Source organism: Leptospira borgpetersenii serovar Javanica (assembly GCF_003046425.1).
In the GTDB taxonomy this organism is placed as follows: domain Bacteria; phylum Spirochaetota; class Leptospiria; order Leptospirales; family Leptospiraceae; genus Leptospira; species Leptospira borgpetersenii.
In genome coordinates, this window is the sequence record NZ_QAJG01000004.1 from 42,002 (window position 1) to 67,731 (window position 25,730).

General features: G+C 38.1%; 21 protein-coding genes and 1 pseudogene. 13 read left to right on the forward strand and 9 right to left on the reverse strand.

Annotated elements, in window-relative coordinates:
• Nucleotides 1–1,070 precede the first annotated feature (1,070 nt).
• Together CLV95_RS04085 and CLV95_RS04090 are read left to right on the forward strand one after the other, a co-directional pair.
• Nucleotides 1,071–2,189, forward strand: coding sequence for a sensor histidine kinase (locus CLV95_RS04085; protein ID WP_002732723.1), 1,119 nt, complete (start codon nt 1,071–1,073; stop codon nt 2,187–2,189).
• A gap of 135 nt (nt 2,190–2,324) precedes the next feature.
• Nucleotides 2,325–3,125 carry an enoyl-CoA hydratase/isomerase family protein gene (locus tag CLV95_RS04090; RefSeq protein WP_002732325.1) on the forward strand — a complete coding sequence of 267 codons (801 nt, stop codon included), beginning with the start codon at nt 2,325–2,327 and terminating at the stop codon, nt 3,123–3,125.
• Between the two features lie 246 nt (nt 3,126–3,371).
• Here the strand turns inward: CLV95_RS04090 and CLV95_RS04095 are convergent, their stop codons facing one another.
• Nucleotides 3,372–3,770, reverse strand: a complete 399-nt coding sequence (locus CLV95_RS04095; protein WP_002728606.1) for a DUF3052 family protein — start codon at nt 3,768–3,770, stop codon at nt 3,372–3,374.
• A 15-nt stretch (nt 3,771–3,785) separates the two neighbouring features.
• Nucleotides 3,786–6,179 carry a sulfatase family protein gene (locus CLV95_RS04100; protein WP_017853529.1) on the reverse strand — a complete coding sequence of 798 codons (2,394 nt, stop codon included), beginning with the start codon at nt 6,177–6,179 and terminating at the stop codon, nt 3,786–3,788.
• A 90-nt stretch (nt 6,180–6,269) separates the two neighbouring features.
• Here CLV95_RS04100 and CLV95_RS04105 point away from each other — a divergent pair, with 90 nt between their 5' ends.
• From CLV95_RS04105 to CLV95_RS04120, 4 genes are all read left to right on the forward strand, one after another.
• The gene (locus tag CLV95_RS04105) at nt 6,270–7,214 is read left to right on the forward strand and encodes an alpha/beta hydrolase (protein WP_026053941.1); all 945 of its coding nucleotides are present in this window, start codon (nt 6,270–6,272) and stop codon (nt 7,212–7,214) included.
• 115 nt (nt 7,215–7,329) lie between these two features.
• The gene (locus CLV95_RS04110) at nt 7,330–7,782 is read left to right on the forward strand and encodes an FAS1-like dehydratase domain-containing protein (RefSeq protein ID WP_002728597.1); all 453 of its coding nucleotides are present in this window, start codon (nt 7,330–7,332) and stop codon (nt 7,780–7,782) included.
• Between the two features lie 2 nt (nt 7,783–7,784).
• Nucleotides 7,785–8,201: a MaoC family dehydratase gene (locus CLV95_RS04115; protein WP_002737383.1), complete on the forward strand. Its 417-nt coding sequence runs from the start codon at nt 7,785–7,787 to the stop codon at nt 8,199–8,201.
• Between the two features lie 192 nt (nt 8,202–8,393).
• Nucleotides 8,394–9,041, forward strand: coding sequence for a DUF4349 domain-containing protein (locus CLV95_RS04120; protein WP_002728590.1), 648 nt, complete (start codon nt 8,394–8,396; stop codon nt 9,039–9,041).
• 107 nt (nt 9,042–9,148) lie between these two features.
• Here the strand turns inward: CLV95_RS04120 and CLV95_RS04125 are convergent, their stop codons facing one another.
• Entirely contained in the window at nt 9,149–11,236 is a 2,088-nt protein-coding gene (locus tag CLV95_RS04125; protein WP_002728593.1) for a SpoIIE family protein phosphatase, read from the reverse strand.
• A 1,143-nt stretch (nt 11,237–12,379) separates the two neighbouring features.
• Here CLV95_RS04125 and CLV95_RS04140 point away from each other — a divergent pair.
• The gene (locus CLV95_RS04140; RefSeq protein WP_016561350.1) at nt 12,380–13,174 is read left to right on the forward strand and encodes a tetratricopeptide repeat protein; all 795 of its coding nucleotides are present in this window, start codon (nt 12,380–12,382) and stop codon (nt 13,172–13,174) included.
• A gap of 58 nt (nt 13,175–13,232) precedes the next feature.
• Nucleotides 13,233–13,531 (forward strand): annotated as a pseudogene (locus CLV95_RS20020) (DUF2062 domain-containing protein); the annotation flags it as partial.
• Between the two features lie 37 nt (nt 13,532–13,568).
• Here CLV95_RS20020 and CLV95_RS04145 read toward each other — a convergent pair.
• The 5 genes from CLV95_RS04145 to CLV95_RS04165 form a co-directional block, all read right to left on the reverse strand.
• Entirely contained in the window at nt 13,569–14,624 is a 1,056-nt protein-coding gene (locus CLV95_RS04145) for a 2-dehydropantoate 2-reductase (protein WP_002728604.1), read from the reverse strand.
• Nucleotides 14,625–15,402: 778 nt separating this feature from the next.
• Nucleotides 15,403–17,994 (reverse strand): SpoIIE family protein phosphatase, encoded by a 2,592-nt coding sequence (locus CLV95_RS04150; RefSeq protein WP_002728595.1) that lies wholly within the window; start codon nt 17,992–17,994, stop codon nt 15,403–15,405.
• A 197-nt stretch (nt 17,995–18,191) separates the two neighbouring features.
• Nucleotides 18,192–18,824, reverse strand: coding sequence for a biosynthetic peptidoglycan transglycosylase (locus tag CLV95_RS04155; protein ID WP_016749389.1), 633 nt, complete (start codon nt 18,822–18,824; stop codon nt 18,192–18,194).
• A 26-nt stretch (nt 18,825–18,850) separates the two neighbouring features.
• Entirely contained in the window at nt 18,851–19,504 is a 654-nt protein-coding gene (locus CLV95_RS04160; RefSeq protein ID WP_002728580.1) for a RibD family protein, read from the reverse strand.
• Complete coding sequence (locus CLV95_RS04165; RefSeq protein ID WP_016749388.1) at nt 19,501–19,728, reverse strand: (2Fe-2S)-binding protein; 228 nt, start codon at nt 19,726–19,728, stop codon at nt 19,501–19,503. The genes CLV95_RS04160 and CLV95_RS04165 overlap by 4 nt, the downstream gene beginning before the upstream one ends.
• 94 nt (nt 19,729–19,822) lie before the next feature.
• Here CLV95_RS04165 and CLV95_RS04170 point away from each other — a divergent pair, with 94 nt between their 5' ends.
• Nucleotides 19,823–21,223, forward strand: a complete 1,401-nt coding sequence (locus CLV95_RS04170) for an MFS transporter (protein WP_002732279.1) — start codon at nt 19,823–19,825, stop codon at nt 21,221–21,223.
• A 173-nt stretch (nt 21,224–21,396) separates the two neighbouring features.
• Nucleotides 21,397–21,606 (forward strand): hypothetical protein, encoded by a 210-nt coding sequence (locus tag CLV95_RS04175; protein ID WP_002723573.1) that lies wholly within the window; start codon nt 21,397–21,399, stop codon nt 21,604–21,606.
• 220 nt (nt 21,607–21,826) lie between these two features.
• Here the strand turns inward: CLV95_RS04175 and CLV95_RS04180 are convergent, their stop codons facing one another.
• The gene (locus CLV95_RS04180; RefSeq protein WP_002741141.1) at nt 21,827–22,621 is read right to left on the reverse strand and encodes an LIC13212 family protein; all 795 of its coding nucleotides are present in this window, start codon (nt 22,619–22,621) and stop codon (nt 21,827–21,829) included.
• 44 nt (nt 22,622–22,665) lie between these two features.
• Here CLV95_RS04180 and CLV95_RS04185 point away from each other — a divergent pair, with 44 nt between their 5' ends.
• The 3 genes from CLV95_RS04185 (at nt 22,666) to CLV95_RS04195 (ending at nt 25,551) form a co-directional block, all read left to right on the forward strand.
• Nucleotides 22,666–23,922, forward strand: coding sequence for a hypothetical protein (locus CLV95_RS04185; RefSeq protein ID WP_002732745.1), 1,257 nt, complete (start codon nt 22,666–22,668; stop codon nt 23,920–23,922).
• Nucleotides 23,923–24,027: 105 nt separating this feature from the next.
• Nucleotides 24,028–24,603, forward strand: coding sequence for a cytochrome C oxidase subunit IV family protein (locus CLV95_RS04190; protein ID WP_002723561.1), 576 nt, complete (start codon nt 24,028–24,030; stop codon nt 24,601–24,603).
• A gap of 318 nt (nt 24,604–24,921) precedes the next feature.
• Complete coding sequence (locus tag CLV95_RS04195; RefSeq protein WP_002723574.1) at nt 24,922–25,551, forward strand: LIC_13215 family putative lipoprotein; 630 nt, start codon at nt 24,922–24,924, stop codon at nt 25,549–25,551.
• Nucleotides 25,552–25,730: the final 179 nt, after the last annotated feature.

Sequence of the window (25,730 nt, forward strand, 5' to 3'; positions counted from 1 at the left end):
ATTATCGCGACACTGTCATTAGTTTTCTGAATGTGGAAATTCTCGCAGATTGGTGATTTATGAATTTTCTAACAGATTTTATCGTTAGAACACTTTCGTAGAAGTTCCTACATTTGAGTTTTTGAGACGAAATCTAAGTTAACGTGAATTCAATATAAGGTTCTGTCCCAGTTTTGGGACGCACTGTAAGAAAGTTTGAGCAAGTCCACCTTGCAAGCAAAGGTTATACCGCGTTGAAACTAAAGTGCTGCTCGCTATGGATCGCAGCATAATAATCGCTTTCGCATTTGTCACACCGAATTCACCTGAGTCATCAGAAGTATCACATAAGATCTTTCCAAAAACGGAAAGAAAAACCAAAGTTGATTTTGAAAAAACAACATTCGCTATAGCTATTCTCCTAAATGAACAACATTGTCGAATCTCTTTCGAACTCCGTAAAAAAGAATTAGTGTACGAACCATTCGACAAATCGTGTAGGGTTCATTTAAAAAATGGAATAAAAGAATTCAATTTTGAAATAAGTCATAATTTGGAATCAAGTATGTCAGACTTCGGAAAGATATGTTGCTTCCTTACGGAACATTTAAACATCTGAATCAGATTTCCGAAGATCGTCTCGTTCCTGTTCGTCCAATGAAAAAAGTATTTCAAAGAAAAAATTAAAATTTAAATCCTAAAATTTCAGTTATCATAGAAAAGAATGCTTTTTACCAAATAACTTTTCCATATTGATTTGTGAATTTTTGAGATATATTTTATTAAATAAAATCATTTAAAATTTTCATAAAATAGAAGGCCTTAAGGAGTGCATTACTTTTTTCGGAGACAATCAAAGAGTTTCAAAATTGTAAAATTGATATCGACTTCGGATCAACAAACCGATTTCAGCAACTTTTGGGACGATAGGAGTAGAGTTACAAATAAGCATAATGTTGTTATTTTAAAATAAGAATACGGGTTCATTTGAATCCGACCAAAAAATAAAAAGATCACCGGAATCTTCGTACTTTCAAAACATCTGTATGCAAATCGAGTTATCCAAATAGCGGGGAAATCCAAAGGTACTGATGGAAAATACGCAAGACGCGATCTTGTCCGTGGACAAAGATTACAAAATTCTAATAATGAATCACCTCTTTCAAGAATTCATATTCAATATATATAAAATAGATCTGAAAATAGGAAATTACGCCTTAGAACGGTTCAGACTCGATACCTCCGCCACTTGGAAGGATATTTACGATTCCACTTTCGACGGTATTCCGGTTCGAAAAGAGTGGAAGATTTCGAACCAAGAGGGAAATTCAAATTATTATGAAATTCTAACTTCTCCCATTTACAGTTCGACTGAAAACACTCGAATTTCGTATCCGAAAGATCAGGCGTCTTTTTCGGGTACTCTATGCAACGAAGAATCAAAAAGCGAGAGAGAAATTCTAGGAGCGACGCTTTATATTCGAGACATCACCGAAAAAAAGCTATTGGAACAAAAAACCGGCAGCCTTATCAAAAGTAAGAACCGGTTGTTGACGACGGTGATGCATGATCTTAAAAATCCGATTAACGGAATTCTGGGCCTAATTGAACTTTTAAAAGAACAAACCGATAATCAAAACAGAACGGAACTTCTTAATATGATGTTTCGAGCGGCGGATAAATCCTTAAATATCATCCAAGATCTGTTGCAGATTGCGGAAATGGAAAATGAAAACTTCAAACTCAAAACGGAAAAAACGAATTTAAACTATCTTATTGAATCGCTCGTAAAACAAAATTACCCTGAAGCTCAAAATAAAAAGATCAAACTTTACACAATACAGGAAATCGATCCACTTCCGGTAAAGATAGAGTTGTTGAAATTCCAAAGAGTTTTGGAAAACCTAATTTCCAATTCATTAAAGTTCACGAAAGAAGGCGGAGAAATCCTCATTCATTCTTACGCTCAAAATAAAAAAGCGATGATGATAGTGAAAGACACCGGGATCGGAATTCCTTACGGCCTTCAGCCCTCGATTTTCGATCAGTTCACAAAAGCCAGAAGACAAGGACTAAAAGGGGAAGAAACTACAGGGCTCGGAATGTTCATCGTAAAAGTTATCGTGGAACTTCACAAAGGAAAAATTAGTTTAGAAAGTAAAGAAGGGCTCGGAACTAAATTCATTGTAGAAATTCCATTGGATGCTTGAATCAATAGTTTAAAGACAAAACCATTTATTTCTTTTTGCAGAAAGAATTAAATTTGATCTAAAAATATCAAACATCAATTTTGGAAATCAAGAAAACCAACGGATTCCAAAATCCGGGAAATCGAGGGGAATCATATGAAACTTGCAAAGGAAGTGATTACTTCTAAGGATTCAAAAATTGGAGTGATGAAGTTAATCCCGGAAGGATCGATGACGCTCACGCTTCCGTTGATACACGAGATGGGTGATATTCTAAGAGAATTCACCATGGATCAGGAGATCCGAGCAGGAATCATTTCCGGACCGGATGGAGACTTTTGTCTTGGACTCGATCCAGACACAATCCTCAATTCTTCCACAGACGAAATTTCTAAGATAATGGCCGGAATTTTTGAAATGTTCGGATCACTCATTAGCTTTCCAAAACCTTTGATTGCGGAAGTCGGTGGAAACGCTGTCGGAGGTGGAGCAATTATCGTGTACACATGTGATTACAGATACATGGTGGACGGAAAAGGAAGAATCGGATTCGCGGAACCTCTGGTCGGCTTGCCGATTACAAAAACGTTGGTCCTTAGGATGAGGCAGGTTATGGTACCTTCCTTCGTATCCGAAGCAGCAATGGAAGGCGCGCTTTACAAACCGGCGGATGCGGTTCAAAACGGATTGTTAAGCGAAGTAGGCGTTTCTCTGGAAGAACTAAGAAAAAAATCGTTGAGTAAAATCAACGTCCTCAACCGAATTCCCGCGTCCGCAATGGTCGAAACAAAAAAAGCTTTGAATAAAGAAACCTTAGAAGCGGCAAAAGCCGCGCCGCAAGAACTCTCAGAACTTTTTAGAAAACAACCAACAATGATCAAAAACCTTCTGGAAGCGATGAAGGCGAGCAAAGAAAAAAGAAGACCTTCGATGACCCACGAAGCAAATTACGTGTAAGTCGATCATAAAATTGAAAACTGGTCTCCAGCAATTCCCGTTTTAATTTCTTCGGATTGAATATTCGAAGAAAAAACGCAGGGCTGGAATTGCGTCACAAACTGATTCGTCTCTCGCGGATTTTACAGAAATCGAAAAGATAAGGAAAACACTCAAAGATAACGTTACGTACCTTTTACATCCATACTATGATCTGAAAAACAATTCTATTGTCTCAAACGAATCGCGGTTTCAAAATTCAAAATATTACTTTTTTCTTCTATAAAACTTCAATCCGGACCAAATATCCGAAACGGCGCATACTTTTACGTCAACGATTCCCAATTCCAATCCGATATTACGAACGATATTTTCATTAATATCGGTCGAGACCTTCGAAGAACCCTTGGGCCAGGAAATCCAAATCATCCCCTTTTCACTCAAATGTTCAACCAGTTTCGGAAATCGCTTCCGGAGTTTTCCGGATTCTTTTACAAATACATGCAAATAATCTAATGAATCTTTCAAAATTTTGAATGATTCCACATCTGTAAGATGATCCTTAAGTTCTTTTCGAACGTCCTCCGGCAGATCTTCGAAAAAAACCTTCATACCAGCCTTGAGCCCGAGTTTATCTCCTAAGGATTTGCCTGAATATCCCGCCATCTTTTTTCCATTCGATCACTGATGAATATAACCCCAACTTTCCAAAATCTTACGCACCTCTTGTCCCATAGCAACCTCTTCTTCGGTCTCTTTTCCCCCGGAAAATCCTACGTGATAGTATAAAAACGGAGCTTCAGAAGAAGTATATCGATATGGATTCCTTCCGAGAGAAACATAATCCGGTTCGATCAAAAGAATTTCTGTCGCGGCATCGGAACGAATCCCCCATTTGCCGACACGATAACCCTCCGGTTTTCCGTTTTTCAAGATTTGAAGTTTGAAATTCGGGGAAGGATCCACCGTTTTGACGGTAAGTATTTGATCGGAACGACTTGATTCATTTAAAATCTTTAAAGTAATATTTTTCGAATCCTCCCGTAAGACGTTCAAACTTCCCGTAAAATCATAACGATAGATTCCTCCTTTGGTAAAAAGTTGAATCTCTCTTTCACAGATCTTTTCACATTTCGGAAGCCTCAAAAAGAAGGCGTTTTTATTAAGTTGGTTTTCTTTTAAGATAGATCTTGCTTCGCTTAACAATTGAAAATCAACAGCAGAGACATTTTGCAATTCTTCGGGATCTTTTTTGAGATCGTAGAGTTCTTCGGGCATTTTGTGTGGGATTCCTTCTTTCGTCCTACGAACAAGATCATAACCCGGATATCTTCGTATGTATTTAAAGTCTTTTGTCCGAACGGATTCCGAGAATCTCCCTTCGGTATAAATTACCGGCTCAAATTCCGGCCCTTTTTCACCGAAGATCGCATTGGAATAGTCGTTTCCTTTTAGTTTTCCCTGCGGATAGGGAATTTGATTCAAGCCTAACAAAGTAGGCATTAAAGAAAGGAGAGAAACCTGATCTTTGAATTCTTTTTTTTGAATTCGACTCAGAAACGACTTCGGTGGACGAATAATCCAAGGAACTCGAATTTCCTTTTCGTAGTGCGTTTCTCCGTGAGCGTAAACGGTTTCGGTGATAAAATGATGGTGATAATAATGCGACTTCTCAAGTAATTCTCCGTGATCACTCGTAATTACGATCCAAGAATCTTCGAAAAGTCCCTGTCTTTTTAGCTCTTCGAAAATTTTTCCTAAAAGAGCATCCGTATAACGAACCTCTCCCAGATATTTTTGTTGGTATTCATCCAGTCCTTTCCAAAGTAAGGAATCGGATCGATCTTTTAATTCTTGCAAATATTTTGCGGGAGGCCGGTAACCCCAATGCGGAGTATTCAAATTTAGATGCAAAAAAAACAGATCCTCTTTGTGTTCCTGGAAGAATGTTCTTGCTCTGGAAACCAATTCCTCTGTATCCAAAGTATCTTTGCCGACCTGTTGAATTTTATGAAATCCCAAATCAACTCCCACCGAAGTATAGTCCATTAAAAAAACGTTATTCATTATGCTTTCCGTGAAATACCCTTCCGCCCGAAATGCGTTCGGCAGTGTTAGGGGTTTTTTGGAATAGAAAAGTTTTCTTTGTTGGCCGGAAGTGTAAAACCAAGCGTTTCCAAGTCCGAGATTAGACGCGATTTCCGAGGTAAAAAAGGAAATCATGGACGGTTTAGTCCAATTTCCGTTTGCAATCGTTTTTTTAAAGACGATCGATTCCTTCGATAAGGAATCAAGAATCGGAGTCGTAGGGAACGGAGAACCGCCCGAAGACAAAGAATCCTGCCTAAGTGCGTCGATCACGATCAGAATCACGTTCTTTTTTTTAATATTCCGTTTTTCTAATATAATAGGTGAGCCTAAAAATAATCCGGAGCCGAAGTCAGAATCCCATCGAATTTTAAGAAAAGATTTCGATCCACATTCCTTTTTTTCCTGTTCATCTTTTCTTTCGAAAAGTTTCCAACTTTTCGGATTTGATTTTTGACTCTTTCCTAAGCCGTTATCATTCGGATATTTCAAAGGAATGGAATAATAAATCCAATTTTCTTTTTGCGACTTTAAGTTTTGCTCGAAGATTTTGGAGTTATCCAGAAAAAAACGCAAATTTCCTTGACCGAAAAATTCACTTGCTCCGTTCGAAAGCAACCCGGCATAAAATTGAAAAAGGTTTCCACAAACATCCGAAGGCAAATTTTCCAATTTCAGAACACATTCTCCTCCGGATGGAATGAACAGGGAATCTTGTGATTCGTTGATATAGAGAGATTCGTCCGTATAAAAAGTCATCTGAACGTTCTTCCAGCGGTTTTGAGGATTCAAATTAGAATATCTTCCCGGATTTTTTTTCCAATGATAACGGAATTTTTCGATTTCACGATTCGTATCCCCCTTGCAGATAAAATCGCCGCCTTTCAACATACGGGTCAAATCCCCTTTCACAACGTTTTTGCTCGAACTTGGAATTTGATTACATCCTTCAAAAATCGGAACCGAAAGTGTAAAAATCAAAAACATTCCGCAATGGAAGAATGTTCCGTAGGAAGACATGAGTCCAGGAAAATCGTTTCGTTTTGTGAGACAACAGAAAAGAATCTTCTTATTGGAATGAATTTTTTCCAAATGAAATTTTTTTCTCTTTTCAAAGGATCGTTTGTTTTTATAACACGTCTCGCTATGTCATGGATTAATTCTTACAATCTAGAAGACGATATCTTTGTGGGAAGTAAAGGAACCAAGATTTTCTATCGAACCTACCAACCCAAGGAAGGTAGGAAAGGGAACCGGGTACTCGTGGTACAACACGGGATAGGAGAGCACAGCGGACGCTATGAATTCTTAGTAGAAGCTTTCGCTGGAACCGGAACAGCGTTTTATCTTATCGACTCTCACGGACACGGACGTTCTGAAGGAAAACGAGGCGCAGTGGATTCTTTTTCGGATTATCTTTCCGACTTGGATAAACTCATTGAAATCGCAAAGAAGAAAGAAAAAGTTTCCAAAGTTACTCTTCTGGGTCATTCGATGGGGGCCGCCATTTCCACTTTCTATGCAGAGGAAGGAACAAATCAAGGTAACTTGAATGCGCTGATTATTTCCGCCCTTCCTATAAAAGTAAAATTGGACCTCGTGATGAAACTCAAAAAAGGAATCGCGCCTTTTATGGCCGACATCCTTCCGAATCTGACTCTTCCGACTGGTTTGAATGTAAATCACTTAAGTCACGATAAGGCAGTAGTCGACGCTTATGTGAAGGACCCTTTAGTTCATGGAATGGCTTCGACCTATCTCGGAAACATGCTTCTAAATAGCGAAGAACCGATTCTCGCCAACGCAGGAAAAATCAAAATTCCAATTTATATTTTTCACGGAAAAGAAGACCAAATAGCCGATTCCGCCGGAAGTGAGGTCTTTTTTGAAGTTGTAGGCTCTTCCGATAAAACCCTCAAAATTTACGAAGGACTTTATCACGAAACAATGAACGAACGTATAGAAGACAGAACCAAGGTTTTAACCGATTTAAAGAAATGGTTTGAATCTCACGTAAACTGACAGACAGAACGTTTGTTCTGTTTTTCTCTAAAAAAATCATCGACCGGGACCTCCCCTTTAGTAGGATTGAATTCGGTCAAAAGCCTTTTTTAAAAATAAAATTCAGGAATTTTATATGTCAGCAAAAGGAATATCCAAAGACCTGATCGGGACCAAGTTGGATCGCTACGAATTCGACGTAGAAAGAGGAAAGATTCGCGAGTTCTGCCAGGCGATCGGGGAAACAAATCCGATTTACTTCGATGTAGAGGCCGCTAAAAAAGCGGGTTACGAAGACACTCCCGCTCCTCCAACGTATCCGACCGTAATTCAATTTTGGGGTTATCCTAAAATTTGGCAGGATATGGAAAATATGGGAGTAGACACTTCTAGAATCCTTCACTTAAAAGAAAAATACACATATCTAAAACCGATCTATCCGGGAAGAGTATCTTCTCAAGGAGAATGTATCAACGTTACAGTCGGCAAAATGGATACGATGACGTTTAAAACCACTGTCAAAAACACAAAAGGTGAAACAATCGTAGAACAAGAGATGTCCATCTTTATCAGAAAACCGGAGGTATGATTATGAGTAAGATTGATTTTGATAAAATCGAGGTTGGACAGGAACTTCCTCCTTTAAAAACGGACGTAATCACTCATGCGAATTTAGTGCGTTATGCGGGTGCATCCGGAGATTTTAATCCGATTCATAATGATCCTGATTTCGCTCGTAAAACGGGACTGGATGGGACCATCGCACACGGTATGTATGTGATGGCTCAACTCGGAAGACTTTGCACTTCTTGGGCGGATCAAAAACAAATCAAAGAGTTCGGAGTTACATTTAAGAACATGACCAAACCAGGCCAGAAACTTACCTGTATCGGAAAAGTAAAACGTAAGAAAGAAGAAAATGGCGAGAAACTAATTACGGTTGCCGTAGAGGCCGCCGATGATTCCGGAGAAATAAAATGCTCCGGCGAGATGGTGGTAGTCGCTTAACAAACATTACAATTCTTCGAAATCGGAAAAAATTCGGAACCGGTTTCGAGGATGCGTTTTTCATTACTCGATTTACCACTTCAAAAACGAAATAACGTTCATTCGTTTTGATTCAGATCGATCGGCTACAATCCCTTCTTTTATCCATCAAAAAAAAGTTGACTTCTTCGTTTCAAGGGATGTTAATACCTCATGTTTCTACCCTATCGTCTTATTCTCCCGATCGTTTTGTTCTTGGTCCAATGTTCCGCACATCGTCTAGCAAATGCGGAAGGAGCGGCAATCGGAACTCAAAACGAACCGAACGTGATCGACGAACGGAAGATTTCCTATACCGCCTACGTCACGTTAAACGTCGGTAACCTGGAAGAATCCAGAAACAAAATCAAATCCCTAATCAAAAATTATAAAGGTTTTATAACCCGAATCAGTCAAAAGAGCGCCCTCGTTCGTGTGCCTTCCGGAAGTTTCGAAGTATTTCTTTCCGAATTGAAACAACTCGGCGACATGGAAAACGAAGAGGTGATCGGTTTGGATATCACCGATTCGTATCGGGACAATCTGATAAAATTGGAAAGTCTTAAAAGAATAAAAATAAAGTACGAGGACCTGATCGCAAAGGCCGTCAACGTCAAGGATATGCTAGCTATAGAAAAGGAATTGGAACGCATCAACGTTGAAATAGAAACGTTGGAAGGAAGCAAACGAGCTTCGGACATGATGGTTCAATATTCGAGTATAAACATCGATTTAAACACGAAAAAACCCGGACCCGGACCGCTCGGTTGGATATTTTATCTCGGATACAAGGCGATCAAATGGCTTTTTATTTGGGAATGATACAGGACAAATTCGAACGGGAGTGCTTCCGGCAAAGCAGGACTGGATTGGGATGCTGTTCGAATGGAATCTTTGATCCTTACGGCAATTTAGGCGCAGCATTTCACCTAACTTCTTTCAACCGTATAAGATTCCACGACTATGAGGGTGATATCGTCGTAGCGTGGATTTTCCCCCCGCGTTAATTCTTCTATTTTAATGAGTTCTTGAATCAAGACATTCAGCTCGCTTTTTTTTCCTTCGTGAAGAGCCTTTGTGATCAGTTCCATATTATGTTGTTTTGTATTTAAGGAATCCTTCATACGATTTTCGATAAGCCCGTCCGAAAATAATAAAAGCCTCGATCCTGTCGGAAACAGAACGGTCTTAGAAACGATTTCGAGAGATTCGAACAAGCCGAGGATCGGACCGGTCTTTTGAAGTAAGGAAGGAAACTCTCCGGGCGCTTGAAGAATCTGATCAGGGTGCCCGGCGGATGCGTAGGTAAACTCCTCTTTTTTTGTATCTATATCACCGATCATACAAGGGAATATACTTTCCAACGAATCGAATTTTTTTAAGAATCTGGAATTCAATTCTTTAAGAATCTGAGCCGGGTTCTCCAGATTTTTCAATTCTTCATACTCCGTTTTCAAAGCCATGGTCATCAAGGAAGCTTGTACTCCATGACCGACCGCATCAGCGATCAACACTCTTACTTTTCCTGGAAGAATTTCGGATATGTCCAAAAAGTCGCCTCCCACCTTTTCAAGCGGCATATATTCGTAATAAAACCGTATTCCGGAAATATTTCGATCCAAGGGAGTCAAAATCTTTCTCTGGACGTTCTGCGCGATTTCTAATTCCCTATTGATCTGAACAATGTTATCGTTTAAAACGCGGGTTCGATCCTCGATTTTTTGAACCAATTGTTCCTTCATCTCGAAAAGCTCCAGATTCGAAGTTCTGAGATTAAGAGCCAACTCTCTCGTTTCGGCGAACTTTCTCGATCTTTCAGAAGCGAGAAGAAGCGATTGCAGAAATACGAAAAGTACGAGAGCATAATGCGAGGTTTGAATACTTCCCGTTTTTAAAACTCTCACGTAAAAAAGATCCACAAGAACCGCGATAAAAAGAATTCCGGAGCCGTAAAGAATATACGCGTAATTCCTTTCCTTATCAAAATCGATCTTCAGAATTGCGTAGAACAAATAACAAATCGTAATAAGAATAAAATAATGATAGATTGAAATATTTTGATTATTGAATTGCATGTTACCGAACAAGGTAACGACAGAAAATAAAATCGAAAAGACTACTCCCGCATTGATGAACTTCCGGTTCACATATGGAGCAAATAACGAACTGAAAAACAAAAGAAAAAATGGAACACCCATCGACAAAGTCAGATGATTGAGTTTATTGACCCAAGGCCAAGGAATTTGAGGAAAGAATAACATTAAAATTTTAGAATTTATTAAAGAAGATCTGAGACAGATCACAAGGCTATACATTCCGAAATAAAGAGGAGACACACTACTTCTTAAATAAAGATACTGGAATATATGATAAATTCCCATGATAAGGAGGCTGCTAAAGGAGAATATATCAAAAAACAGAGTGATCGCTTTCGAAACTCCCGCGGAATCGGAAGGTCCTATGGAAATCGGAAGTAAAACTCCGGGTATCGTGGAGCTGTAGTTCGCTGCGAAAATTTCAATTTGTATTTCGTTTTGGTCCGCAAAAAATAAAAATTCTTTCGGCTCAACCCTTGAAATCGTAGAATCGGCGTCGATACCAGGTACTCCGCATTCTCCGATGATCTGGTCGTTGATTTTAACTCGATACGCTGAAGCAATCGCCCCTAAGGATATGGAAAGAATTCTCTTTTTCCAAACTTCCGGAAGAAAAACCTTAAGTCCATACGTAGCATAACCGAATTTCGGATAAGCTCGATAATTTTTGAATTCGTTGGTCCAAGAACCGGGAACTTCAATAAATCCTTTGGAATGATTTTCATCCGACTCTTTAAGCCAATTAAATTCCCACTCTCCGTTGAGTTTTGTCATGCCGGCGGGGTTTGGTATTCCTCTAAGATCGATTTTACCTTGATAGGCTTTGAGCCCATCTCCCGTCCGCCAAGGAGAAGAAATCATGACAAGAATAATAAGTGCAAACGGACCAACTAAGAAAAAAAATATTTTTGAAAATTGCATTTCGAATTTAAATCCGCTCTGAATTAAAATTGAAATTCAAATCAGGCGCGTCAATTGCATATAACAACTGACGTAAGATTAAAGTTAAAAAAAATATAGGATGCATAAGTCTTTTTTGTTTTTTTGAACTAAATTATGAAAAAATAAACATTATATTGTCAAAATATTGAAATTATTTTCATACCAAACAAAAGCTAAAGAAATTTACCCTTCTTTGAAATAAGTGAACCGGCTTTTACATCGTCGGGATCACAACAAAAAGCAAAATCAGTTTTTAGAAGAAACTCTTGAAAGGGTATTACATACCGGTATGATCCGATGTGAGACTTATAAATATCTCAACTCGAATTTCTAATAGAAATATGAAGCGACTATTACAAAATACCAATGACAATCAAACTTAACTGGGGTTCCCCGGAAACCCGCATTTTGGTTTCTCTTCCAAGAATTTTTTTTGTAAAAAAGGAAAACTTTGGTTTGTAGGCGCGAGTTTTGCAAACGTGGCTTTCATTTCGCATTGTGAAAGGATAGAATTCTCATTGATTGAATTGGAATCCTTTTTCAAAAGAATCTGCCAAGATTTTATGTCCAAGCCAATCACTATAACTTATTCCTGTTCCGTTAATCGTCTTTAATAAAAACAAAGGATGAAAAATTAGAATGTTTAAAGTCGTGTTCGAAAAGACTTAAAACTTGTCCCAAAACCTCGGAATGTAGGAACTCCAACAAGAACTTAACAATTATAAAATCCGTTTAAACTATCAAAGGAATGCAATCTATAAGAACTCCTATACTCAGAAGACTGATGACAATGTTGCGGCAATACCACTCCTACAGAATACAGTTTTGGGACAAGCTCTTATGTTATATAAATCTTAATCACTAGTAACGAAATCGCCGGGGCTATCGATCTAAAATCCCGAAAGATATATCCAGCGGAATTTTCTAGCGCTAAAGGAAGGAACCAAAATAGGAAAAGACCTGCCGAACCGGTCATTGAATTCCTGAAGCATCCATATAAATTCTTTTTTCCGATTGCGTTTATCAAAATGATCTTGGATTCTTTCTGAGCGGGGAAAATAGATCATCAATCTCCGCAAAATTTTAAATGTACAATTAAAAAGATAGGATTTGAAATAAAACATGAACAGATTCAATCTCCTCCGCTTAAGGATTTTTTTGAATATTTTCTTTGTCACGATTGAATTATTTTTTTCGATCGTAAACTGCAACAAAAAAGAACCAATCCCCATATTGGAAATTCGGGATCTTACCGAAAAAGAAAATCTCGTGGAAGCTCTTCAAAAAGCGGAAGAAAATCTGAAACTCAAAGGTGATACCGCCGAGTTACTTTACATTCGCGGCTGGATTCGTTATCTTCAAAAGAATCAAATCGCGGCAATGAACGATTTCAAAAAATGTATTGCTCTCGATCCGAAATCCCTGGATTGTAAAAGAGGGCTCGGTCTTATATACGAATCCAACAAAGAATATAAAGAAGCTGCAACCACTTATCAAGAAGCCCTCATACTCGCAAAGAAAAAAGGACCGGACTTTGAGGCGCTTATTCATGAGAATATCGGAAGCCTTTACCTCAGACAGAATTTGAGAAAAGAAAGTTTAAGCGAATTTCAAAACGCGATTTCCCTTTCCGATAAAGGAGATGCGTACTACGGCTTTAGTTTGTGTTTGATCATGGAAGGACACTGGGAAGAAGCAAGTTCTTATTTGAAAAAAGGGGTTTCCAAATCGTTTCGCACCAAGGCGTTTCAATCCGAATCTCATTTCCTATTATCGAAGTTCTACTTCGAAAAGAAAAAAGATCCTGTAAAAGCGGAAATAGAAATCAAAAAAGCGATCGAGATTTTCCCTCTTCATAAGGAATACTTGGATGCATTACAAACTTATATAGGGGAAAGAATTAAATCCGATCTTTGATTTCAAATATGATAAAAGTAGTATATAGACCCATTCATAAACAAATCATAGCTCCGTTTTTTATATGCCGATCTCGACCGCCATGATCTGGATCACAAACCTAATTACTTTTCCTTTTTTCTATTACATCTTTTACATCGCAGGAGCTGCCCAACACGTTAGGTTTGAAATATTGGAATGCATTTTTAATAAACGATACGGGGCCGCTTATGTTTTTGGGGCGGTTTTTTAATTGGAGTTCCATCTGCGATCGCCGGTTATCCGTTTACGAAAGATTCTCAATCCATTTCGTAAGAAATAGGCGCAAAAGAGAGAATCAGCCCGAAAGAATGGGAAGAAAAATACATGTTAAAATAGGCAAACAAAATGCATCGATTTAGAATATTCTAAAAACTTAATTTAATTTGATCTTTAGTTTTTCGGCTAAATCTTCCGGGCCCAGATTTAAAATTTCAGGATTCGATTCCGCTTCTTTAATCAACCTTACAATTTCCCGGTTTAACGGAGCTGGATGTCCCATTATGTCCGCGAGTTTCACCACTTCCCCGTTTAAAAAATCGATTTCAGTCGATCTGTTTTGAATCAGATCTTCCCACATAGAAGATCGTGCCTCCGGATCGATTTTTACCATGCTCGAGGCGATTTTGAAAAACAGAAAGTCCGGGAGATTCAAAATGGTCGGAGCCAAATTTGGAATCATCCTCCCGGAACGAATCGGTCTAATTTCAGCAAGTTTTAGAATATCAAGGGACTCTTTCATCAATTTAGAAAGAATTTTTCGATAACCCAGTTTTGATATTTGGGTTTTTAAAGTGAGTCCCGAAAGTGCATTCAAGGAATTATTCAAATTGAAGATAAGTTTGCCCCAAAGAATTCCGCCTATGCTTTTATGAGTGTTGGTCGGAAGTCCAGCACGATTAAAAATCCTCTTCAGAGAACGAGAAGATTTGGAATGTTCGATCACGAGATTCCCGCTCGTACCTCTGTGAAAATGACCGTTCCCTTTGGAAACAACATTGAAAGGAACCATTCCCGCTAAAACTTCCACAGGAATACCTTCGAGGCCTTTCTTTAAAATTTCAGCGTTTCGAACTCCGTTTTGAAAACTGACTACAATCGGAATTGAATACGAAACGGAATGTTTACTTTGCCTTTTTTCAAGAATTCCTTTGAGTTCCCCGACAAGGTCTTTGGTGTCCTTGGATTTTACGGTAACTAAAAAAACGTCTGCGTCTGAGACGCTCGAAAGGGAAGTGGAAAAAGAGATCGAACCGGGAGAAAGAAAAATCTCTTTATCAGTATAATCGGTGATTTTTGCACCGAAAGTTTCCAGTTCATTCCCAATTCTTTCCCTACCGTAAAGCGTCACTGTATTCCCTGCCGCCGACAATCTACAACCAATATATGTCCCGATACTTCCGGAACCTAAAACTGCAAAAGAAAAATTCATGGGAATACGCATCAAATCAGAATTTAAGATTTAATTCTACAACTATTGTAGTTAATCAGGAAAAAAATAAACGTTCACACCTTTCATAAATTTTAAATTCCTCATTCGCTTCAAGATTCCAATTTTTTATTTCTTTAAAATATACTTTATTTTTCTCCCTCATAATATTTAACGTGAATTTAACTTTGTTCACGTCCTAACTTTCCGCAAATCATCCACGGGAAACTCCCATGTTTCAAAAGTCAAGACAACATTACGGTTACAATTCATTCCAATCTTAACCCCTCACAAAGCACAGTTCCCAAATTCCGAGATTTTAGAACAAGTTTTTAATTTATTTCTTATATACTTTTAACATTCTTCTAAACTACTTCAATCGCCTTGAAACTGCGGATATTTTTCATCGAAAGCATTTACGACAAAACTTTGAAAATAATCGCTTATAACCTTACACAGTGCGTCCCAAAACCCGCGGAGCGAGATAGCTTGAGTTTTTCGCTTTGTCAGAAAGATCAAGCTGGTAACTAAAGCGTCTCGCTTCTATTGGCGCTCGACGGGTTCTTATATGAAACTTCGATACAAACTCTTCTCGATGGAATGTTCTCGGATCTGGAACTATTCCTTAACAATCGAATCGGTCAAATAAACATACAAATTTGCAGGAAATCGATCTCCAAAAATTGCAACCACAAAACGATGACATAACAGAGGGAATTGTATCGTTTAGATAAATTTATAGCTACTCTATATTCAAAAAAAGGAAAGTTTATTATAAACTCTACCGATCCGGAATCGAAGAATCCAATTGAATCCTTATCTTCTTCGCATTAGAATTGTTCGGATCCAATCGATCTACTTTTTCCAACAACTTAACGGTCGCTTCCCTTTTTTCGACTAAAAGATAAGATTCCGCAAGATGTACAATGTTATCCAAAAATTCCGGTTCTCTTAATAAAACTCTCTCACCTAACTCAATCGCCTGATGAAAATGTTTAAATCTTTTGTGAATCAAAGAAGCGTTAAATATCATCTCCACATCCTCCGGAAACTCCGAAATCAACTCTTCAAACAAAGATAAAGCTTCTCTATACTTTCCAGCTTTATAATATACCTTAGCCAGTTCTTTTTTGAAAATGGGAGGCATTGTTTCTCTAGAAATCTTATTTGTTAGATTCTCGAGGTGATAAATCGTATCTTCCAAGTTTTCGGACCGAAGATGTTTGAAATATGTTTCGCCTGGAAATTTAAAAGAAAGATCATTATCGGAAACAGACTTCAAACGAACGGGCTCTTTAAGATAGGATAATTTGACGATACTTAAATCATCCGTTAGTTCTCCGTAATTTTGGATTCCCTTAACCAGCAAATCAAGATCACCTTCGGATTCTTCCACCCTTTTTAAGAATTGAAGTTCGTCTTCGTTGATCACAGGAACCCCTCCCTGATCAACTCCTAATAAAAGATCGTCTCTTCCGTCCGAACCTACAAAAATAGAATCTCCTTTTTCGAGAAAAAAGGTCTTTACTTTCATTTTACTTTCCAAGCCGGTAATCCCTATTTTACGAAGTTCTAATTTATCCTCGATGAAGGAAGCGATGCCGTTTCTGTAAAGAACCGTCGGAGGATGCTCTGCATTTAGAAAAAACAAGATGCCGGACTTTAAATCCACTAAACCCAATACAACAGAAACTAACATCGAGCCGTCAAAAGCTTCGAAAATATTCTGAAGCTCCAAAAAACATTCATTGAGCCATAGCTCGGGAGGTTGGGAATAGTAAGAAGAAACGGTTTTCGTTCTAGACACGAAAGAACGAAATACAACTCCTAAAACTAAGGCGCCGCTAGCTCCTTGAATGGATTTTCCCATAGCATCGCCGTTTACAAAAACGAGATACTTTCTATCTTTTAAAACAATCTCATCGGCGATAACGATGTCTCCGCCGATTTCTTTCTTCCATTGTTTAAATTCGAATCTTTTTTTTTGGCGACTGAAACCTTCCACCGCAATGAAATCATTTCGAACATTATATCGATTTAAAGGATCCAGGATAAGAGAGGTTAAAAAATAATCCCCGTCCTGGTGAATCTTAAGTTCCCGAATTTGATTTAACGTATCTTGCAATCGGCTTGTTCTTTCTTTCACTTTTCGGTCCAGATTTAAATTCAATTCCTCCACCTGATTATGAACTTTCAAAAACCGATTCGCCAAAATGAACACAATTCCGAGTTCGAATACAAAAAAACCATACTTTAGAAGTCCATAATTTTCTAAACCGGAAAACAACTGCATCGAACCTAAGAGGTCAGCAATCCCCGAAGCCAAAAGAATGATAAAACCCACAATCAAACGAATGGCATCCCGATTCTTCCGAATCAAAGCCCGTACCATAATGAAGAGAGAATACAGAGCAAATACAAAAACGGAAAATTGCCAGATCTGTAAAAGAAATAAACAAACGGCCCTACTTGAAAAAGGGATTAAAGACGTAAGTATAAGCGCAAAAAACTGATAGAATCGAGAGACCAAACTTATCTTCGATTCAAAAAACGTATCTAGAAACAAAAGAAAGAAAGCCGTTATGTTGAAAATGACCATATATTCCAACTTCATCTGCAAAAGCGGATCTAAACCGAGCTCGTAAACAGCGTTACTTCTAAGGTAAATATAAACCGAAAAGAACATCGAAAATAATCCGAAAAACAAATCGTACCTTTGTTTGGGACGTTTAAAATAAAACAAGAAGTGGTAAAATCCAACGAATAGATATAGGAACGACAGTATTAATCTAGGACGTTCGGACAAAATTGATAGGTTCCGAGATTGCAAATCCACGACAAGAGGCGCGGAATTAAAACTCGCATATACATCCAATTCCTCGCCAGGATTCCATGATAAGATTACTCTGATTTCATTGGTACCAATCTTTACTTTATTCTCAGGAATCGGAAGAATTATGTGCCTCTTAAATCCATTCCTAACGATTTTTCCATTTAAAATGGAACCTCCCTCTCCGATTTTTTCTCCGTTAAAGAAAACTTCGTAGACATTCGACAATAAAGGGAAATGAACCGAAAGTCCGTCCAAAGCAAGCTCTTGAACTTCCTGTACGGAAATTTCAAAAGTTTTCAATAAAGTTAAAGTATAAATCGTATCTTTCGGCAAAGAGAACGATGGAATCGCCTCTTTTGGAATCGGAAGGGATTTTAATTCTTTCCAGGAAATATCTTCGACCGAAATATCTAAATTTCTTCCCGAAACGAGCTTCCAATTTTCCGTGAGATCAATCGGAAATGCAAAAACCGGAGTAGATATAAACAATATAACAAGCCAAAGAAATTGATCGTAAAAAAAAATTCCATTCGGTTTCATGGCGTTATTCCGCATTTCCCTTTAAAAAATAAACGATAGCATAACGTATTATTCTTATTTTGCAAGGATTAATAAACGTATTTTAAAATAAGAAAACCGCTCCAAAAATACCGGATAACTTCCGTTCCCACACTCGAATCCAACGTCCTCAAAAAATCCATACAGTGAGACGTTACTTGAGTTTTATCACTCGATAATTACAATATTCTCGAAAGCGAAATCACTTCTTCTCGAGTATAAGCATCAGGTTTTTTTAAGATTTGAATCAATGCTTTAAATTGATTTGTGTCTAAATCAACCGGCTTTTTTTTAAAATAATATCGAGATGCCCGATTCAAACCGTTCATTCCTCTACCCCAATAAACACAATTGAGATAATATTCCAGAATCATATTTTTTCCGAGTTCATCTTCCAACGCGGAAGCAATCTGAATTTCCTTCCATTTCCTAGATAAGGATTTTTCCCTAGATAAAAAAAGCGTTCGGGCCAATTGCTGGGTGATCGTGCTCGCTCCTCTCATCTTTCGAAAAAATAAGACGGAAGAAATAAACGCAGAATGAATATCCGAAATGGAATACCCTTTGTGGAAATAGAACCTTTTGTCTTCTACCTGAACGGTATATAAAATCCATTCTTTGGGAATCTCCGAAAGTCGAATCCATTCCGATTCGAGTGGAACCGATTCTTTTTGATCAGGCAAATAGACCAACCGATCCTGCTGCATCAAAATTTTTCTTTCCGGAAAGAATTGCTCATAAATCAAAACAGATACAAAAAAAATCGGGAGAATTTTCGAAAAAAAAGCGTAAAATAATTCCTTTTGTCCCATAAACTCAGAGCTCAATTTTAGAACTTCTAGGATTTTTGATATATTAGAAAAATTTCATTTTCTAATGCTTCCGAAGAAATTAGATCCCATTTTTTTCGATCAAAGTTCAAATATTCCTTAGGTCCGCCGGCAATCGAAGGAAGATCCTTTTGCCCGATTAAAAAAGGAACGATTGTGAGATAAATTCTTGAGATGAGATCCGATCGAAAAAAGGAATCGTTAAGAGAAGGCCCACCTTCCAAAAGAATCTCTCGATAACCCATTTCAGAGAGAATTTTAAGAACCTCCAAAGGACTCAAATCGTTCCCAGGAAGGGAGATGATTTCCGCAACAGAACAAAGATTATCCAGAACGGAAGAATAATTTTCGTTCAGACAAAAAATCAACGGAGGTTGTTTAGAAAAACGGAATACTTTTTTATCTTTCGGAAGAGTTCCAGATCTGAGAAGAATCACTGGACGCGGATCTTTAATGTCTCTAACGTAACGAAGATGAATGACTGGATCATCGTTAAGAATAGAATTTTTCCCAAGAATTAAAACATCCGCCTTGGAGCGAATTTCATCCATTCTCTTTTTATCGTTTCTGGAAGAAAGTCCGTACCACCTTTTATCCGGACGAGAAACTTTCCCGTCAAGGGTCATCGCCATATTGATTGATACGTTAGGAAGTGAAGTCATATCCTCGGAACGTTCAGTTCTCGAGCTAAAATTTTACGGATCGAATTTATACAAGTCCCACAACCGGTGGAAGCGCCGGTATCGTCCATAAGTTTTTGCAAGGTATCGTTTCCATTTCGAATCGACATTAAAATTTCTTCCTCGGATACTTGATTGCATACACAAACTTTACGGGGACGCATGAGTTGACACAGGTCTACTTGACTAAAAAAAGAGGAATCCATATTCTTATATTTAATTGGACATCAAAAAGTGATTTCTCATTCAGATTAGAGACTCTAAAAATCTTATGCAAGAGAAATTTTTTAAAGTTTTCATTTGACACTCGGTTTTCGAAAAAATATCTTTCGAAATTTCCAGTTAGAAACAAAAAGGCAAGCTATGCAGAATACCAAAAGAGCCCCATTTCGAGAAATCCTCGGCTGGTGCATGTTCGATTTTGCGAACTCATCTTATACGACCGTTATTATCAGCGTAACATACGGAATCATTTTCAGTCAATTGGTAGTTCCTTCCTCCTCAAACCAAGAAAACCCGTTTGAATACGGAAATCTCCTTTGGTCGATCGCTCTCGCAATTTCTTATCTTCTTGTGGTCATAACGGGGCCTATTTTTGGTGCAATTACCGATTATTCCGCACGTAAAAAGCAGTTCCTATTTTACAGCTATATCTTTTGCATTATTTCAACGGGCGCACTCTGGTTTGTAATTGCTCCTGGGCAATATCTATTGGCTTTTATTCTCATCATCTTTTCCAATTTCTTTTTTGCCTCCGGAGAAAACTTTGCTTCCAGCTTTCTTCCCTACTTAGGGCCAAAAGAAGACTTGGGCAAAATCTCAGGTTACGCTTGGGGAATCGGATACTTCGGCGGAATCGCTGCCGTAGCGTTAGTCAATACTTTGGGGCCTAAGACCATAGCAAACTTCAATAGCCTCCGTTTGGTCGGTCCTTATACCGCATTTTTCTTCTTGTTTGCTGGAATTCCCACCTTCCTTCTTTTGAGAGAATACACCGCAGGAAAAGAAAAACCAGAAGGACTTTCCTATCTCAAAATCGGAATCGACAGAGTAATTTCCACAATGAAAGAAATTCACAAGTTCCGTGATATGGCTTTTTATCTCGTGTCTCTGTTTTTTACGATGGCTGCACTTGGAATCGTAATCAGTTTCGCTTTTATTTACGGCGCACAGGAGATCAAAACGGAAGAAAAGCACGAAATCGCAATGTTTTTATTGATCCAACTTTTTGCTGCAATCGGAGCGATTGTATTCGGTTATATTCAAGATAAAATCGGTGCGAAGAAAACATTTAATATTACACTTTTATTATGGATCATCTGTTTGTTATTAATCTATTGGGTGAAAGACCTAACCACGTTTTTGGTCGAAATTGGGATTCCGACAACACAACAATGGGTGTTCGTAGGAACGACCGTATTTGCTGGAACCGGACTCGGGGCCACACAATCCGCAAGCCGTGCGATCATAGGTCTTTTTGCCCCGGAACCCAAATCGGGAGAATTTTTCGGGCTTTGGGGCTTATCCGGAAAAATAGCCGGGGCATTTGGTCTCATTGCAGTCGGGGGATTGCAGGTTCTCTTCGATTTAAGAAATTCCTTCTTGGTAGTTTCCGTCTTTTTCGTCGTTTCTCTTCTCATTAATTTCCTCGTAGATGAGAAAAGAGGAATTCAAGCCGCCATCGATTATCGGGAGACTTAACCGTATTGCAAGTCGAGTTCGATTAAAAAATTGAAATTTGTACCAAAAGCCGGTTCTAAACCTTAGCCAGAACTCCACTACAATTGCATTTGCATTTGTTAACTCATGTCAAAGTAGAATGGCTTGCTTTTTTTCGGAGTTACGCTATCCTTTCATAAGGGCAAAGGATCAGAATGACCTTTCAAATCGAAGACGAATTCGAATCACATCAAAGTCAGCGTAAATTAGCTTTATCTACGATCGACGAGTTGACTCAGACGAAATTGGATCTGTTGGAAGCCGGAAAAGAAATTCCAAGGTTTATCAACCTCGCAATTTCCTATCTCAACAAGAAATATCTTACCGAAGAGAAAGTCATCAGTGACTTTCTAATCAAAAAGTAGTTCTTCCCGATTATCCTTATTCTTGAATTAACAACTCACTTAAAAACGTCAATTTAACTTCAATACTATTTCGACGCGTCTACAAAGCAAGGTCCCTTTTTTAGACAAATAGTTTATTTTATTTGTGGGAACTACTACATTTTGTCTAAATCCTTTCATTTCAAAGAAAAAGATAAATTAGCATTTTTTAATAAATAGATTCCAAATAGAAAAACGAAAATCAATGAAACTCGAGCATTTTGGAAATCATGATTTTTTGATCTAACTCCATCGCGTGGAGTTTAAGAGCCACCATCTTATCCACTTTTCTCAAATATCTTTTGTATTGAAGAATGATTTGTCTTTGTTTATTATAAGGAAGCGGATTTGTAGCATCGTGCAACTTTGTGACCACACTTGCCGGAACGGGTTGAATCGGATTATCGGGCCAAAGAAAATCCGTGTCATGACTCGAAAAAAACTCCAAAAGAATTTCACTGTTATTGTTCGGAGTTCTTTTCCCATCCCCTAAAAAAGTTGGTCCTTTGGGAGAATTATTAATGAGACGTCTCATTTCTCGTATGAAAACTTCCCCTTTTGCGTTCGTTCTTTTAAACTGAAGAATGATTTTGTCTAAAGATTGTCCGTCCGTTCCAGGATAAATATAAATTTTGGATTGATAGAGATATGTTTTAGGATAATCGGCAAATGATTGACCTAGACCTAAATCAAGCTCAAGATATTGTTTATTCTCTTTATCCTGGAATAAAAACTTTACGGCTTCACGAGGTTCGTCTTCGATATAACGAAGGGCCTTTTTATAAGTTTCGTTTCCAAGAAGATTATTGATTCTTAGAATATTCCCGGCAATCGACGCGTGAAGATTATCCACTTCGATATCCGTAAAACCGCCTTTACGCACGGTTTCGATCTGTTTTAATTCTTCTTTTTCTTCTAGAGTTAGTACCTTATTTGGCGCGGCTCCCAAACCTGCGATGGAAAGAATTATCAGAAATGATAAAATACGGATGTTCATAGGTTTACTCTTATCCAAATTATCGAAATTCTGATCCCCCATTCTTGATTTTACAAACCAAAAAATTTCAGGATATTATGACTCGTTATTGCAGATTCAACGGATTTTTTGAGGAAGAATTAAGGTCCGAAAATGTCGCTCCGGAAAAACTGGATTTAAAGAACCGGTCCTTGGAAAATCTATTTTTTCTCTTCCAATCGATGTATGATCCATCAACAACATTTCTTTTAAGTGAACCTCCCGATCCCAATTGGACTCGGTTTTGGGAAAGAAGAGGAATCCGATTTTGCAAGTTTCAACTCTTAAAAAGGAACTCCGACAAGAATCTTCAATCTTTACCGATCGATTCGATCCGAAGTTGGGAAGAATGGGGTTCGATTTCCGATCTGAATGATTCGGGTGAAATTCTTTATTCTCCTCAAAAAGCGAAACTTTCTAAGAGAATAAACTCCAAAATCCTTTTGACCCGTTGGAAATCGGAACGAGGTTTTCAAGATATCCCCGCCATGATTTTGGAAAAACCTCCTTACCTTTCCACGTTAGTCTCGGAACTACGACCGGACAAAATTGTTCTCAAACCGGAGTTTAGTTTTTCAGGGAGACATAAAATTATTACATTCTCTTCCATTGCTTTGGAGAATTGGGAAGAGCTTGATTCAAAGAAAGTTTTTTCTTGGTTTCCCTGCGTTGCAGAACCTTGGGTTCTAAGAACGTATGACTTTTCAGGTCTCTATGATTTTTCCCACGGAGTTCCCATCTTCTGCGGAAGTACGATCCAAATCTGCGACGAAAAAGGAAAATACAACGGCGCTTATCTTCCTTCCAAAAAAGAATCCGAACTTGTCTTTTCTCTTCTTGAGCCAGTCGCAAAAGAACTATCCAAAAGTTTTTCTCCCGAATATGAAGGCCCGGTTGCACTCGACGGCTTTGAGTTCTATTCTCAGAATACGAAAAAAATACAAAGAATCAGCGAAACGAACCACAGATGGTCTATGGGAAGAATTTTACTCGAACTTTCAAAATCCCCTATCCTTAAAGAAAGAAGGAAGGACTTTGGTAAGAACCTTTCTATTCTTCCTTTACAACTAAAAGATACAATTCCGGAATATTCGGAATGGATTTCACACTGGGGTAAAACAAAAGGAATTGAGATCCTTCCTTTAACTCCGGATCGATTCGCATCCGGAAAACCTTATGGAATTTCCTGGATTCTTTTGAGCTTTTTAGAAAATTCTCAAGAAACGATGCAAAGGAAAATTGAAAAATTTTATTATGAGTGGAGGAAACGAATTCTCCACTGAAATGTACTTGAGGCTTTTTTAGACCTTGCCAGGATGTCCTTTAAGGTTGCGGTTTACCGCCCGGAAACCACCCGCAATTTCTGCGGTTCACATTCAGGATAAAAAATGGAACTGTTTTTAAACTACGCTCTTTACATAATCGTTAGCATCGGGTTTCTGATTCCCTTTACCGGGTTTGTAATCGGAGCCGGAGCAATCGTCAACGCGACTCTCGCGGGGTTTGCTATTAATTTCCTTTCTCAAGTTTTAGAAGAAAATAAGCTCCAAGATTTTATCACAAGAAATAAAGATAATAAATTTGGAAAAGCTCTTCAAGACGCAATTTTAAAAGGTCAGGAAAAGTTAAAAGGTACTCCTCCTCTCGTGGAAGAAAGTCACGGTTCGCACCACGTTATTTCGGTAAAAACCTATTCTATAATTTTTGCCACTTTGATTTTCTTTACTTTCGTTACCGTGTGGGTAGCCGGAATCGACTTCGGAGCGATGAACGTAATTATTGCCATGGCTGTAGCAACCGCAAAAGCTTCTTTGGTGCTCGGTTATTTTATGCATCTTAAATACGATACAATCATGAACCGAGTCATTTTCGGTTCCGGTTTTTTCTTTCTTCTCCTCCTCTTCGGATTTTCCGCTGCGGATATCTTTACAAGGTTTAAGGTGTTACTTTCTTTCGCGTTTTAATCGATAAACCGATTCACCTTTGAAAAGCTGATCTGTTAAGGTCGGCTTTTTTATTCCTCCAAATATGTTTCAAAATTCAAAGGATAACATCGGCAAAGTTCCTCATCTTATTTCAGTAAATCGGAATAAGGTTCTGTCCGGCTTGATTTTTCTGATAAAATGAAAAACTCAAGCCGCGTTCGCTTCTATTGGCGCTCGGGTAACTCAGTGTCTCGCTTCTATTGGCGCTCGACAGGTTTTGGGACACGCTGTAAATTGATTGACTCGCTATTCTCTTCGAAGAAGTTTTTCTTTCTATTTCCTAGGAGCGTTTATCGTATGGATCAAAATTTAATCCGAATTCTTCCGCTATCTTTCTTTTTAGCACTTACTATCCTTACTTGCAAAAAAGAACATGTACAAAATCCCGATGCAAAAATAGTCCAGATTCCATCTCTTGGGCTCGGACTGGATTATGAAGATTGGAATTTTAGCGACGATCCAAAACTTTTAACTCAAACCGAACAAATGGCGTCAAACTCAGGCTCAATTAAAAAAGCCCTAGAAGTTGTGGGGATTAACTTTTTTCTTTTTGAATATCCCCCTTCGGAAGCGAAAACATTCAATACAAATATCAATTATACGATGGAAGATCTCTCCAAACAATCGAGAGAGTTTACGTTAGACGATTACATTGCCGCAATCACAGGTCTTTATCCTTCCGTGTTTCAAAAATACGAAATGACCAATCCTCCGAAAAAATCAAAAATTCACGGTATAGAAAGCGCGCTTTTAGAAAGCAGATTCGAACAATCGGTCGACGGCAAAAATCTGAAACTTCACAATTATCAAAGAATTTTTATCGTGAATCAAAAAGCTCATGTCTTTACTGGTACTTTTTTAGAAGCAGACATACAATCCAAAGGACCAAAAGTCCGTGAAACTTTAGGAAAATTCGTGAAATTGTAAGTTAAAAGGATATTCTTAAATAAGAATAAGAGCGGGACTTAAGAATGATATTTTTTCAATCCTATCGAATTCCACTAGAAGCCTATCTCAAAAATATCTCAGAATGATTGGAATCGGCGTTTTAAGCAAAGACAAAATATTTTTGAGATAACTTCTACCTCTTATGGATATTTCTTCTG